The organism is Bradyrhizobium sp. Kon37, assembly GCF_055807535.1.
This window is the reverse complement of sequence record NZ_JBVVOY010000009.1, coordinates 178,166-192,475: the sequence shown is the minus strand read 5'-3', so window position 1 is coordinate 192,475 and position 14,310 is coordinate 178,166. Positions and strand designations below refer to the sequence as shown.

Genomic DNA, 14,310 nt, shown 5'->3' with positions numbered 1-14,310 from the left:
CCTGCGCCGCAAATCGCCACGAAGATGGCGAGACGGAGGTCAGTTCAACAATGCTGGCTGGTTCTTATCCCGAGAGATTGCACACATAGTCGCAAGCAGGCGTTAACAGGGACCTACGTAAAATTACGGGACACTTCCAAGAGTCGCTATTTCTCCTGCAACCATCTGTTGCAGCTCGCAGCCACCTCATGCTGCCACGCGCAGCCTGTCCGCTTGCGCCGCAACATGCGACCAACGCGGCAGCGGCTGTCACGCCGCCCGGACCGATTCCAGGAAGCGCGCGACCTCGCTCTTCAGCCGGTTGCTCTCCTGCGAAAGGGATTGCGCAGCCGAATGCACCTGCGCCGAGGCAGCTCCGGTTTCGCCTGCGCCGCGCTGGACGTGGCCGATATTCGCTGAGACTTCGGAGGTGCCATTCGCGGCGTGCTGGATGTTGCGGGAGATCTCCTGGGTGGCGGCGCCCTGCTCCTCGACCGCGGCCGCGATGGTCGACGAGATCTCCGACATCCGCGCGATGGTGTCGCCGATCTCCTTGATCGCCCCGGCTGAGTCTTGCGTTGCGTTCTGGATCGCACCGATGTGCTGGCTGATCTCGCCGGTCGCTTTCGCAGTCTGCTCGGCGAGCGCCTTCACTTCGGTCGCGACCACGGCAAAGCCCTTGCCGGCTTCGCCCGCCCGCGCCGCCTCGATCGTCGCGTTGAGCGCCAGCAAATTGGTCTGGCTGGCGATGGTGTTGATCAGCTCGACCACGTCGCCAATGCGGGAGGCGGCCTTGGTCAGCTCGGCGACGCGCGCATTGGTGCGCTGGGCCTGCTCGACGGCGACATCGGCAACACGCGCCGATTCCTGCACCTGACGGCTGATCTCGGAGATCGAGGAGGTCATTTCCTCGCTCGCTGAAGACACCGACTGCACGTTCGCGGAGGCCTCTTCGGAGGCGGCCGCCACGACGGTGGCAAGCCCGTTGCCGCGCTCGGCCGCCTGCGTCAGCGTGTTCGAGGACGCCTCGAGCTCGGTTGCAGCCGACGAAACAGTATCGATGATCTCGCCGACCGCGCCTTCGAAATTATCGGCGAGCCGGTGCATGTCGGCCTTGCGCTGCTGGCGCCCGCGCGCATCGGCTTCGATCTGCTCGGTGCGCAGCCGCTCGGCTTCCGCCATATTGGTCCTGAACACCTCGACGGCGCCGGCCATCTCGCCGATCTCGTCTCTGCGCCCGACGCCGGGAACGGAAATCGAAAGCTCGCCGCGCGCTAGCCGCGTCATCGCGCCGACCATGCCTGCAAGCGCTTTCGAAATCGAACGTCCCAGAAGGAATCCGACCGCGGCGAGCACGAGGACGGTGACGCCGAAGGCGACGGCCATCCACAGCCGCACGGAATCGCGGGTCGCAGCCTCTGCAGCTTCGGCTTTCCTGTAGAGGTCTTCGACTGTGTTGCGCACCTCGATCATGCCCGGTTCCAACCCACGGAAGGTTTTCATCATGCTGGCGTCGAGGGCCGCAGTTTGCTGCGCGGTCTCAACCCAGGACGCGAACTCGGACTGGTATTTCTGCAGCTTGGCTGTGATGTCGTTCATCACGGCCGTGGGGACTGCGACGACCTCTATCGCCTTGGAGAATTCGGCTGCGGCCTTCTTCATCTCGGCGATGTATTTTGGATCGCGCCGCAGCATGAAGTCCTTCTCATGCCGGCGCATCATCAGCATCCAGCTCGTGGACCTGGGATCGTCGATCTCCTTGAGCTTGGCTTCGATGTCGTGCACCGCGGCGCGGAGCGAGCCGGATAGGCCCAGCGTCTCGTTCAGGCCGAGCCGGGTCTCCGCGGCCACCAATTTGCCGAAGTCCGAGGCGTATCGCTTGAAGTCGTCCTGGGCCTGCTTCATCCGGTCGGACAGCGCGCTCATGCCGCCGGCCGCCATCAGACGCTCGATTTCTTCGAAATCGCGGTTGATCGGCCCGATCAACTCCGCGTGGGCCTTGGCGTAGCTCTCGTTGCGGCGCTGCTGAAAATTCTTCTCGTTGCGGCGCGCCTCCAGCATCTCGATCGAGAGCTGCTTGTCGAGATCCGCAATCGCGCGAGCCCGGTTGGCAACGTCGCGCGAGGCGTCCTGGGAGAGACTGCCGATCTCATAGATCGCGCCGAAGGCGACGAGACCCAACAATCCGAACAGTCCGATCGCCATGACCTTATGGGTGAGGCGAATGGAAGGGCCACTCATGGGATGTGCTCCAATACGATGGATACGCAATGCAAGGAGGGCGACTCGGCACCCGGAATATTGCGGAGATCATGACTGAATCGGTTTTCCGGAAGGTTAACCGTGCGGCTCTTCGCACCGCGGCATCCAGCTGCGAACGCATGCGAGCCACCGCGCGTCTTCGCGCGGCGGTTGCAGTCGTTGATGACGGCGGCCGCGTCACGCTGCGCGCACGGTATCGAGGAAGTTGCCGACCTCGAGCTTGAGGCGGTTGCTGTCTCCGGAGAGCGACTGGGCCGCCGCCAGCACCTGCGACGACGCCGAGCCGGTCTCGCTCGCGCCGCGCTGCACGTCGGTGATGTTGGCCGAGACCTGATGGGTGCCTTCCGCCGCCTGCTGCACGTTGCGGGAGATTTCCTGTGTCGCCGCGCCCTGCTCTTCCACGGCAGCCGCGATGGTGGAGGAAATCTCCGAGAGCTTCTCGATAGTGCCGCTGATGTCCTTGATTGCGCCGACCGAATGCTCGGTCGCGGTCTGGATGCTGGCGATCTGCTGCCCGATCTCGCCGGTGGCCTTCGCGGTCTGTTCGGCGAGTGCCTTGACCTCGGAGGCGACGACCGCAAAGCCGCGACCGGCTTCGCCGGCGCGCGCGGCCTCGATGGTCGCGTTGAGCGCCAGGAGATTGGTCTGACCTGCGATGGTGTTGATCAGCTCGACCACGTCGCCGATCCGCGTCGCCGCCCTGGACAATTCGCTGACACGCTCGGTGGTGACACGCGCCTGGCCGACAGCTTCGTTGGCCACGCGGGCCGATTCCTGCACCTGCCTGCTGATCTCGGTGATAGAAGACGACAGCTCCTCGGTCGCCGACGCCACCGCCTGCACGTTGGTGGACGCCTCCTCGGAGGCCGCAGCAACCATGGTCGTGAGCTGCTGTCCGCGCTCGGCGGTCGATGTGAGCGTCGACGCCGAGGCTTCGAGCTCGGTCGCTGCCGAGGACACGGTATCGACGATCTCCCCGATCGCGGCTTCGAAGCCGTCGGCCAGCTTCCGCATCTCCGCCTTGCGCTGCTCGGCTGCCCGCCGCTCGGCCGCAGCGTGATCGCCGCGCATGCGTTCGACTTCGAGGCCGTTTTGCTTGAAGACTTCAACGGTCCGCGCCATCTCGCCGACCTCGTCACCTCGGCGGGTGCCTGGCACGACCGTCGTGAAGTCGCCATTGGCGAGCCCACCCATCGCAACCGAAATGGCTGAAAGCGGCTTGAGGATCCGGCCAAAGGTGATCCAGAAACTGAGGCCAGCGAGCATCACCGAGGCGCAGAGCAACACGACCGTGAAAGCGAAATTACGAGTGCTGCCTTCTGCCTGCATCGTGGCTTCGCGGTCAGCGGCCGCGCCAATGGCTTCACCGAGCTTCAGCACCGCATTGATGCCGGCAGTGGCCCGCGCGAAGTACTCAGGTCCCGTGATCTTGTAGTCCCCGCCTTCGCCACCGGCGAGCACAAGCGCCCGCGTTTCGCCGTAGGCTCCAAAATAGGACTTTTCGACCTCCGTCATCGCCTCGCCGATCTGCGCGGCGAGGTCGGAGCGCAGCCGCACCGGCAATACCGTGTCCCATGCGAGTTCGACCTTGGCTCGCAGCGCCGAAAGGCGCTCATACCCCTCCATCCCGAGCTTCGCGCGCGCACCGACGACCCCGGCCAGCAGGGCCCGCTCCCTTCCGGCATTCTCGGCCATCTGAGCTGTCAGATGTCGCAAGCCGATGAGCTGCGCCAGCCTTGCCACGGGCGGGCTGGTGAGCGTTTCGAGCGTCAGCCGCAAGCGGTTGCTCGCGACGTCGATCACCTCCGTAATCGTTGGAACGAAGCCATCGACGAGGTCAGGCTCGCGTTGGACGCGCGGGCGCGACATTCCCGCATCGGCCTTCTCACGCAAGAGACGCAGCGCCTCGAATTTCGCCGCGGCGTCCGCAATTTGTCTTTGCCCCGCTGTCATTTCGGGAATCGCGCTGATATCGAGGATGGCTTGGCGATAGGCCTCGTCGGCCGTCGCGCGCGCCTTTGCGATTTCGGCGCGGCGCTCGGCGCTGACGACATCAGGAGACTTCAGCACGGCGTTGGTCAGCCCGCGTTCGATCGCCCAATGTCCTGCGCTGCGCAGCAGCAGATGGGCAACTGCATTGACCTTCAGGAATGCCTCGGACTCTCGCCGCTTGAGGATGGCCTCATAGGCGATGAATCCAGCCGAGGCCAACCCCAGCAAGACCAAGACAGAGATGATGATTGGCAAGATCGTGCCGATCCGAACATGTCCAAGCCGACTCCACGCGCTGGCGGCTTGAGTTCGGACCTGCTGATAATGAGCAGGGCTCAACATGCTACGTTTCCCCCAAAGGAAACACGCAGCCAAGTCCTTGCCGGCTGCATGGACGTTGATCGCCCTTGCCGGAGAATCTAGTCCTCGAGCTTCGCATTCTGGTTAACGGGAGGGCCCGGAGAAATACTGGGATTTCAGCCCAAATAATTGAAATGGAAGAGATAATTTCGCGAGCAAGTTGTAAATTTCAGCTTGAGGTCGCCACTGTTTACTTTTGCAGCCGACGTTCGCCGAAGGCATGCGCGAGACGTTCGCGGCGACGATCGGATGCAAAAACGCCCCGCCTAAGGAGGCAGGGCGTCTTCCGAACTGTCTGGAACGAGGTTCTTAGGCGGCGCGCACGGAATCGAGGAACTTGCCGACCTCGAGCTTGAGGCGGTTGCTGTCGCCGGACAGCGACTGCGCGGCTGCCAGCACTTGCGAGGATGCCGATCCAGTTTCGCCCGCACCGCGCTGCACGTCGGTGATGTTGGACGACACTTGATGGGTACCTTCCGCCGCCTGCTGCACGTTGCGCGAGATCTCCTGCGTCGCCGCGCCCTGCTCTTCGACGGCCGCAGCGATCGTGGATGATATCTCGGACAGCTTTTCGATGGTGTTGCTGATGGCGCTGATCGCGCTGACCGAGTCCTGCGTCGCGGCCTGAATGCCGGAAATCTGCTGGCCGATCTCGCCGGTCGCCTTCGCAGTCTGCTCGGCAAGCGCCTTGACTTCGGAGGCGACGACGGCAAAGCCGCGGCCGGCCTCGCCGGCGCGCGCGGCCTCGATGGTGGCATTGAGCGCCAGCAGGTTGGTCTGGCCGGCGATGGTGTTGATCAGCTCGACCACGTCGCCAATGCGAGCCGCCGCCTTGGACAATTCGCCGACACGGTCGGTCGTGGTTCGGGCCTGGGTCACCGCCTCGCTCGCGACCCGCGCCGATTCCTGCACCTGGCGGCTGATCTCGGTGATCGAGGACGACAGCTCTTCGGTCGCGGAGGCAACCGACTGCACGTTCGTCGACGCCTCCTCGGAGGCCGCAGCCACAACTATCGTCAGTTCCTGTGCCCGCTCCGCCGTCGAAGTCAACGTCGAGGCCGAAGCCTCGAGCTCCGTCGCGGCCGAGGAGACGGTATCGACGATCTCGCCGACGGCGCCTTCGAAACTATCGGCAAGCCTGCGCATATCGGCCTTGCGCTGCTCGGCCGCCACCTGGTCCTGCCGCATCTTGGCTTCCGCTTCCCCGCGCGCCTTCTGCTCCGATACGACCTTGAATTTCTCGACAGCCGCAGCGACGCCGCCGACCTCGTCCTTGCGGCCGAGACCCGGCAGGACAACAGAGAAGTCACCACCAGCGAGCTTGTCCATGGCAACCGTGAGCGCGCGGATCGGCCGCGCGATGGTCAGGAAGGACATCAGCCACGAACCAATGAGAACGAGCACGGCGCACGCGCCGACCACCATGCCGAGACGCTCGCTCGCGGCCATCTCCTGTGCCGCGGCCGCGATTTCTTCGTCGCCTTTGTGCTTGGCGAAATCGGCAATCTCGCTGGTCAAATTATCCAGCTGCGTAGCGAGCGGCAGCGTCACCTCACGGATGTGGCGCGCGCCTTCCTCGGAAATCTTGGCGGCGCGGACCGGGTCCGTGGCCGCAACGGCAATGGCCTCGCTGCGAACAGAGGCGTTCTGCTGCGCGCCCTTCAGGTAATCGGCGGACGTAGACTTGAGCTTCTCCATCCGCGCGCGATTTTCCGGTGAGTGCGCCAATCTGAGCATGGAATCGACGACGCCGTTCAGCGCTTTCGACCGCTCCAGCAGAGTCTCGCTCGCCTTTTGCAAGTCACCCTGATTGTTGGCGAGACGCATGTCCCGTACGGCGAGCTGCATGCCGCGTATCCCAAGCTTGGCTTCGGTGGCCTCGCGCACCAATTCCTGCTGCGCAAGCGCGCCTTGGTTGGAATGACGCACGGTGTTGTTGCCGATGACCTGGCTCGCGATCATGGCGCCGACGAGAACAACGCCGAACACCGAAGCGAGCGCGAGCTTGGTACCGATTTGCAGATTCTGGATGAGTCTCGACATGAGGGCGTTTCCCGGGATTGCGCGGCCAAGTCATTGTCGGCCGCCCTCGGCGTTGATCGCCCTTGCCTAAAAACTGAGCTTCAGGTGTGGTTATCCGGTTAACGACAGCCCCCGGACAACTACCGGACTCGCCAAAAATCCCTTTAAAAACGGCACGGTCCGCGCGCTTAACAGGTTAACCACACGCGGCGGTAGGATGCCCGATTTCTAACCAGTGCGACCAAGGGCCTTCTGGCTCTCGCCGATCAAGCTGATCCGGAACACCGGCTCCTTGTTCTCGTCGAGCAGCTCCATGCGCCATTCGGCGTTCTGTTTCAGGCCGCGCGAGATGCCGCCGAGCAAATTGGCACAGACTTCGGTCATCTCGGTCCAGGCCGCGGCGCGGTCCTCGAACTCATATGGCTGGTCGGCAGCACCGGAATAGCGGCCCGTGCTGATACGGAAGAAGTACAGCGACATCGTTGAACCCTTTTATCGGGCCGCGCCCCCCGGCCGTACGCAAACTGGGGTGCGAACAGCTACCAACGCATGAAAGCCGCCGTCCGTATGACTACGGCGCGGCGGCTTCGTGTCTGATGGCAGCTCTCAACGACAAAGTGCGCAGACTGTCCCGCGCACCAATTACTGGGTGGAGCGGCGCAGCTCCAGCGGGGCGTCGTCCCTGGCGGGCTCCGATTTGACTTGCGGCTTCACCGGCTCGAGCCGGCTACTCTCGACGCGCGGGCTCTCGACACGCGCGGCGACTTCGGTGTTGGGCGTGCCGACCGAACCCGTGTGTTCCGAGGTGCGCAGCGAGCGCGGCCGCGCTACGGCGCGCGCCATCAGCATCTGGTTGCCGCCCTGGTGATGGAAGTCGCAATAGGCGAAGCCCATCCCCGATACCGAGCCGCGGAAACTGCGATCGTCGGTCTTTTCAAGGTTGAAACAGGGCTCGAACGGAATGCCCTTGATGGAGGCGCAGACGTTCTGGCCGCGGATCTGAAGCGTGTTGCCGGGCAGGCGGAGATGTTTCACCGGACCTGCACCCGAGAACTGCACGGCGCCGGCGGCGCCGAGGTCGTCCATGATGCGGCCAGCCCCGCGGGTGCCGTCAAAGCAGGTGAAAGCAAACACCTTCCCGGCGACGAAGCGGCGCGCCTCATCGGCGTTCATGCTTCCAGCAATGGCCGGCGCAAACGTCGCTACCGCCGTGACCGCCCCCAACACAATACGCGCAAGCATGCTCAACTCCGAACCAACCCCGCAGCGGGCTATGCCTTATCTCTTTACCCGCTGCTTACCATACTAACCATGGCGACATTGAAGCAGCATGGTTGGTAAAGTCTGAACGCCGTTAGACAATTTTTACAACGGTGCGACCGCGGACCTGGCCGGCCAGGATTTTCGCGCCCCACTCCGGAACTTCGGAAAGCGAAATTTCGTGAGTGATTTCAGCTAGTTTTGTCCGATCCAGATCGGACGCCAGGCGCTGCCAGGCGGCTTTCCGCGGCTCGATCGGACACATCACGGAATCGATGCCGAGAAGGCACACCCCGCGCAAAATGAAGGGTGCGACGGAAGACGGCAGGTCCATGCCGGCGGCCAAGCCGCACGCCGCGATCGCGCCGCCGTACTTCGTCATCGACAGCAGGTTTGCGAGCGTGGTCGAGCCGACACTATCGACGCCCCCCGCCCAGCGCTCCCTCGCAATCGGCTTGGCGGCCGCCGACAATTCGTTGCGGTCAATCACCTCGGTCGCGCCGATCTCCTTCAGATAGTCGGCTTCGGACGCACGGCCGGTGGAGGCGATGACGTGATAGCCGAGCTTCGAGAGCACGGCGGTCGCAACCGAGCCGACACCGCCCGCCGCGCCCGTCACCACGACCGGACCGCTGTTCGGCGACACTCCGTGCTTCTCCAGCGCCAGCACGGACAGCATCGCGGTGAAGCCGGCGGTGCCGATCGCCATGGCGTCGCGCGCCGACAGGCCCTGCGGAAGAGCGACCAGCCAGTCGCCTTTCACCCGTGCCTTCTCGGCATAGGCGCCGAGATGGGTCTCGCCCATGCCCCAGCCGGTGCAGACGACCTTGTCGCCCGCCTTCCATTGCGGATGCGAGGACTGCTCGACCGTGCCGGCGAAATCGATGCCGGCAATCATCGGGAAACGGCGCACCACCGGCGCCTTGCCGGTGAGCGCGAGGCCGTCCTTGTAGTTCAAGGTCGACCATTCCACGCGGACGGTGACGTCGCCCTCCATCAGCTCGGCTTCGTCGAACTGCGTGAGCTGCGCGGTGGTGCCCTTGTCGGCCTTATCGATCCGGATCGCCTTGAACGTCGCCACAGCAAAACTCCCTGACTTGTTTCAGGGGATGTTTAGCCGATCAGGCAGGCTGCGCAACCGCCCGCTGGACTGGTTTCTCCACGATCGGAAGATTGATCAGCGCCGACAGCACGCCGAACAGGATCGAAAGCCACCAGATCGGCGTGTAGGAACCGAACCGCTCGAACACGATGCCGCCGAGCCAGACGCCGAGGAAGCCGCCGACCTGATGGCTGACGAAGGCGAAGCCATAGAGGGTGGCGAACCAGCGCGTGCCGAACATGATCGCGACCAACGCCGAGGTCGGCGGCACGGTCGACAGCCAGGTCAGGCCGGAGACCGCGCCGAACGCAATCGCCGAGAACGGCGTGATCGGGAACGAGATGAAGGCAAGCGTCGCAAGCGCGCGGGTGAAATAGATGGTCGAGAGTATGTAGCGCTTGGGCAGTGAGTTCTGGAGATAACCGACGCTGAGCGATCCCATGATGTTGAACAGGCCGATCGCCGCGATCACCCAGCCACCGATTTGCGTGGAGATGCCGCTGTCGACCAGGAAGGCCGGCAGATGCACCGTGATGAAGGCAAGCTGGAAGCCGCAGGTGAAGAAGCCGAGGACAAGCAGCACGTAGGAGCGATGGCCGAAGGCTTCCGCGAGCGCTTTAGTGAAGGTCTGCTGGTCCGCAGGCGCCGCGTTTGCCGTGCTCGCGACCGGCGGCGTCGAGAGCGCCAGCGCCAGCGGCACGATCAGCAGCATCAGGAAGCCGAACACGGTGAGCGCCTGTTGCCAGCCGAAATTGTCGATCAGGGCCACACCGATGGGTGCGAACAGGAACTGCCCGAACGATCCCGCCGCAGTGCCGGCGCCGAGCGCAAGGCCGCGCTTCTCGGCCGGCAAGAGCTTGGTAAAGGCCGACAGCACCAGATTGAACGAGCAGCCGGCGAGACCGAAGCCGACCATGACGCCAGCGCCGATGTTGAGTGACAACGGCGTCGAGGAATAGCGCATCAGGAGCAAGCCGCCGGCATAGAGCAGAGCGCCGACGCACATCACCCGGAACAGGCCGAAGCGATCGGCGACCGCGCCGGCGACCGGCTGGCCCAGTCCCCACAGCAAATTCTGAAACGCGATCGCGAGGCCGAACACGTCGCGGCCCCAGGCATATTCACGACTCATCGGCTGCACGAAGAAGCCCAGCGCCGAGCGCGGGCCGAAGCCGAGCATCCCGATCGCGCAGCCGCACAGAATGATGATCGCCGGCGTGCGCCAGGAGGAGGAACGGGAGACCGAACCGAGCTCGCCCATCTGTGTCGACATGCTGTTCCTCGTGCGTCGTCGCGGATTCGCAAATGGCAGCCGCGAGCGAGCTCGTTTAATGCATCTGCATGAAAACCCCAAGTCAAAAACGATTGCGTTTCGCGAAGAGCTGGCGCGAGAGCATTGCATTTCCTCGCGGCCTCGGTCGACGCGCCGAGTGCCCGACTTGACGGAAATGTGTGCGGCGAGATCTGGCGGCTTCAAACAGGACGTGCTATTTCTTATTTGCTCATATCGAGCATATCTGATGGATCCCCGGCCTGTCGGCCGGATTTCTCAGGCCCTTTATATGCTCAAACTGAGTATAAATGACATGCACGGGAGGCTTCGATGCCGCTAACTGGAATTTACGGCCCCGACGACTTTGCCAGCCGGCCCCAAAGCCAGCTCATCATCCCGGTACGGACCGAGCAGGCGCGAACCGGACCTGCGCTGCCGATGCCTTCGCTGGAATGGACGCCGGAGGTCGAGCGAGCCACCGCACCGCTTTACGAGCGCGTGAAACACGTCATCCCGCCGATCGAATGGCCGCTGATGGCCCCGACGATCAAGGCGATCAACGAGCTGAAGCAGGCCCGGGGCGCGGTGATCCTCGCGCACAATTACCAGGCGCCGGAGATCTTCCACTGCGTCGCCGACATCGGCGGTGATTCGCTCCAGCTCGCGGTCGAAGCCACCAGGGTGAAGGCCGGCATCATCGTCCAGTGCGGCGTGCACTTCATGGCGGAAACGTCGAAACTGCTCAATCCAGACAAGACGGTGCTGATTCCTGATACGCGCGCCGGCTGCTCGCTCGCTGCCAGCATCACCGGCGCCGACGTCCGCCTGCTCCGCGACAGATTTCCCGGCGTGCCTGTCGTTGCCTATGTCAACACCTCCGCGGAGGTGAAGGCGGAGGTCGACATCTGCTGCACCTCGTCGAACGCGGTGCAGGTGGTCGAGAGCCTCAGAGCGCCCAGCGTGATCTTCCTGCCCGACCGCTATCTCGCCACTTACGTGGCCTCGAAGACCGACGTGAAGATCATTGCCTGGAAGGGCGCCTGCGAGGTGCACGAGCGCTTCACTGGTGCCGAGCTGCGCAGCTATCGCGAGGCCGATCCCTCCGTACAGATCATCGCCCATCCCGAATGCCCGCCGGACGTGCTGGCCGAGGCCGACTTCACCGGCTCGACCGCGCACATGATTAACTGGGTGCGCGAGCGGCGGCCGCGTCGGCTGGTGATGATCACGGAATGCTCGATGGCCGACAATGTCCGCGCCGAGCTGCCCGATGTCGAGATGCTGCGTCCCTGCAATATCTGCCCGCACATGAAGCGCATCACACTCGCCAACATTCTGGAGAGCCTGCTGAAGCTTCGCGAGGAAGTGACGATCGATCCCGCACTTGCGGACCGCGCAAGGCGCTCGGTCGAACGGATGATCAATTTAAAGAATTGAGATAAAGCCATGACAAACAACATCAACACGCTCACCCGCTCCGACGACGTCGTCATCGTCGGCGGCGGCCTTGCCGGATTGTTCTGCGCGCTCAAGCTCGCGCCGCGGCCCGTGACATTGATCTCGGCCGCGCCGCTCGGACAGGGCGCGTCGTCCGCATGGGCGCAAGGCGGCATTGCCGCGGCCATGGCTGAAGGCGATACGCCGGAAGCGCACGCCGCGGATACGATCGCTGTCGGCGGCGGCATCGTCGATCAGGCGGTCGCACTCGGGATCGCGCGCGAGGCAGCACCGCGGATTCACGACCTTCTCGCCTATGGCGTGCCGTTCGACCGCGATCTCGAAGGCAGGCTCGCAGTCGGGCGCGAAGCCGCACACTCGGCGCGGCGTATCGTGCATGTGCGTGGCGACGGCGCGGGCGCCGCCATCATCGCGGCCCTGAGCGATGCCGTGCGGCGCACGCCTTCGATCCGACTGATCGAAGGATTCGTCGCCGAGGCGCTGTTGACCGAGGACGGCGCTGTCACCGGTCTTCAGTTGCGCGAAGCCGACAATTTCGCCGCACGGCCGATCCTGCTCGCCGCGCGGACGGTGGTGCTGGCCACGGGTGGCATCGGCCATCTCTATGCCGTCACCACCAATCCGCGCGAGGCCAGCGGATCCGGCCTCGCGATTGCCGCACGCGCGGGCGCGCTCATCGCAGATCCCGAGTTCGTGCAATTTCACCCGACCGCCATCATGGTCGGCCGCGATCCCGCGCCGCTCGCCACGGAAGCCTTGCGCGGCGAAGGCGCGGCGCTGATCAACGGCCGTGGCGAGCGCTTCATGGCGGCGCGCCATCCGCTCGCCGAGCTCGCACCGCGCGACATCGTGGCCCGCGGCGTGTTCGCGGAGATCTCCGCCGGGCGCGGCGCCTTCCTCGATGCGCGGCAGGCGCTGGGTGGACGTTTTGCCGACAGATTCCCGACCGTCCATGCAAGCTGCATCGCCGCTGGGATCGACCCCGCCGCGCAGGTCATCCCGATCGCACCGGCGGCGCACTATCACATGGGCGGCATCGCGGTCGACCATCGCGGCCGCAGCTCGATCGAAGGGCTCTGGGCCGGCGGCGAAGTGTCGTCCACCGGCGCGCACGGCGCGAACCGGCTTGCGTCGAATTCGCTGCTGGAGGCCGTGGTCTACGCCGCGCGCATCGCCGACGACATCGCCGGCCGCACCATTCCCTCGCCCACACGACTGGCGGAGTTGACGACACCGCGGAACGGCGCGCCGGATGCTGCGGCCGTGAAGCGGCTGCGAACGCTGATGAGCGCGCATGTCGGCGTGATCCGCGACGGTGACGGGCTTGCAGACGCGGTTCGCGGCTTCGCCGCGCTCGAACGCGAAGCCGCGAGCATCGCCGTCCGCAACATGGCAACGGCAGCCCTGCTCGTGGCGGCGTCGGCCTGGAACCGGTGCGAGAGCCGCGGCGCGCATTTCCGCTCCGACCATTCCGCGGACTTTCCCGCACTCGCGCAACGCACGATGACGACTCTCGCAGCAGTGCGCGAGATCGCAGATGGCCTGACCGAACGCCCGACACCGCGCACCGCGCAACCCATGACCGCCTGATGGAGTCTGCCATGATCACCCCGACTTCTCTGCTCTATCCCGACGCCTTCCTCTCCCCGCTCGCGATCGACGAGGCCGTGCTGCGCGCGCTCGATGAGGATCTCGGCCGCGCCGGCGACATCACCTCGCTTGCGACGATCCCCGAGGCAACGAAGGCGCAAGCGATCCTGGTCGCACGACAATCGGGCGTGATCGCCGGTTTGCCGCTGGCGCTCGCCACCTTGCAAAGGCTTTCGCCCGACATCGAGGTACGCGCACATGTTCGCGACGCCGCGCGCGCCGCCCGCGGGCAGCAGGTGCTGACGATCTCGGGGCCGGCACGCGCCATCCTCACGGCGGAGCGGACCGCGCTGAATTTCGTCGGCCGCCTGTCAGGCGTTGCGACGCTCACGGCGGACTATGTTGCGCGCACCGAGGGCACCCGGATGCGGATCTGCTGCACGCGAAAAACCACGCCGGGATTACGGGCGTTGGAGAAATACGCGGTACGTTGCGGCGGGGGCTTCAATCACCGCTTCGGGCTCGATGACGCGATTCTGATCAAGGACAACCACATCGCGGTCGCCGGCGGCATCCGGCCCGTGCTGGAGCGCGCCCGCGCCCATGCCGGCCATCTCGTCAAGATCGAGATCGAGGTCGACACGCTGGCGCAGTTGCGCGAGGTGCTCGACACCGACCTTGCCGACGCCGTGCTGCTCGACAACATGGACATTGCGACGCTGCGCGAAGCCGTCAGGCTTAACGAGGGACGTCTCAAGCTGGAGGCATCCGGCGGCGTCACCCTGGATTCGATCGCGGCCATCGCGGCGACCGGCGTCGACTACGCTTCAGCCGGCGCGCTGACGCATTCGGCGCCGAATTTCGACTGCGCGCTGGATATCGAGATGTGAGGCCGGTCTTCTCCCTCGCCCCGCTTGCGGGGAGAGGGTTGGGGTGAGGGGGAGCCTCCACAGGGAAGGTGAGAGTTGGACTCGTGGAGAGTCCCCCTCACCCAGATTGCATCTTCGATGCA

Annotated in this window: 10 protein-coding genes; 3 read left to right on the top strand and 7 right to left on the bottom strand. The window is 64.8% G+C overall.

All coding sequences use genetic code 11. From position 1 onward, the window contains the following. Positions 1–249 precede the first annotated feature (249 nt). The 7 genes from AC0L3J_RS19375 to AC0L3J_RS19345 form a co-directional block, all read right to left on the bottom strand. Positions 250–2,220 (bottom strand): methyl-accepting chemotaxis protein, encoded by a 1,971-nt coding sequence (locus AC0L3J_RS19375; protein WP_456765552.1) that lies wholly within the window; start codon positions 2,218–2,220, stop codon positions 250–252. A 198-nt stretch (positions 2,221–2,418) separates the two neighbouring features. After that, positions 2,419–4,575 carry a methyl-accepting chemotaxis protein gene (locus AC0L3J_RS19370; protein ID WP_456765553.1) on the bottom strand — a complete coding sequence of 719 codons (2,157 nt, stop codon included), beginning with the start codon at positions 4,573–4,575 and terminating at the stop codon, positions 2,419–2,421. Between the two features lie 327 nt (positions 4,576–4,902). Further along, entirely contained in the window at positions 4,903–6,636 is a 1,734-nt protein-coding gene (locus AC0L3J_RS19365) for a methyl-accepting chemotaxis protein (protein WP_456765554.1), read from the bottom strand. Between the two features lie 207 nt (positions 6,637–6,843). Continuing rightward, complete coding sequence (locus tag AC0L3J_RS19360) at positions 6,844–7,095, bottom strand: DUF6894 family protein (RefSeq protein WP_247298960.1); 252 nt, start codon at positions 7,093–7,095, stop codon at positions 6,844–6,846. Positions 7,096–7,257: 162 nt separating this feature from the next. Further along, positions 7,258–7,857, bottom strand: a complete 600-nt coding sequence (locus AC0L3J_RS19355; protein WP_456765555.1) for a hypothetical protein — start codon at positions 7,855–7,857, stop codon at positions 7,258–7,260. Positions 7,858–7,969: 112 nt separating this feature from the next. After that, positions 7,970–8,956 carry an acrylyl-CoA reductase (NADPH) gene (gene acuI / locus AC0L3J_RS19350; RefSeq protein ID WP_456765556.1) on the bottom strand — a complete coding sequence of 329 codons (987 nt, stop codon included), beginning with the start codon at positions 8,954–8,956 and terminating at the stop codon, positions 7,970–7,972. A 40-nt stretch (positions 8,957–8,996) separates the two neighbouring features. After that, a complete protein-coding gene (locus tag AC0L3J_RS19345) occupies positions 8,997–10,250 on the bottom strand; it encodes an MFS transporter (RefSeq protein ID WP_456765557.1) in 1,254 nt (417 codons plus the stop codon). 330 nt (positions 10,251–10,580) lie between these two features. Between AC0L3J_RS19345 and nadA the strand changes: the two genes are divergently transcribed. Genes nadA through nadC form a run of 3 tightly spaced genes read left to right on the top strand, consistent with a single transcriptional unit; the run spans position 10,581 to position 14,188 of the window. Next, positions 10,581–11,687, top strand: coding sequence for a quinolinate synthase NadA (gene nadA / locus AC0L3J_RS19340; protein ID WP_456765558.1), 1,107 nt, complete (start codon positions 10,581–10,583; stop codon positions 11,685–11,687). 9 nt (positions 11,688–11,696) lie between these two features. Continuing rightward, the gene (locus AC0L3J_RS19335; protein ID WP_456765559.1) at positions 11,697–13,298 is read left to right on the top strand and encodes an L-aspartate oxidase; all 1,602 of its coding nucleotides are present in this window, start codon (positions 11,697–11,699) and stop codon (positions 13,296–13,298) included. Positions 13,299–13,309: 11 nt separating this feature from the next. Beyond that, entirely contained in the window at positions 13,310–14,188 is an 879-nt protein-coding gene (gene nadC, locus AC0L3J_RS19330; protein ID WP_456765560.1) for a carboxylating nicotinate-nucleotide diphosphorylase, read from the top strand. Positions 14,189–14,310 lie beyond the last annotated feature (122 nt).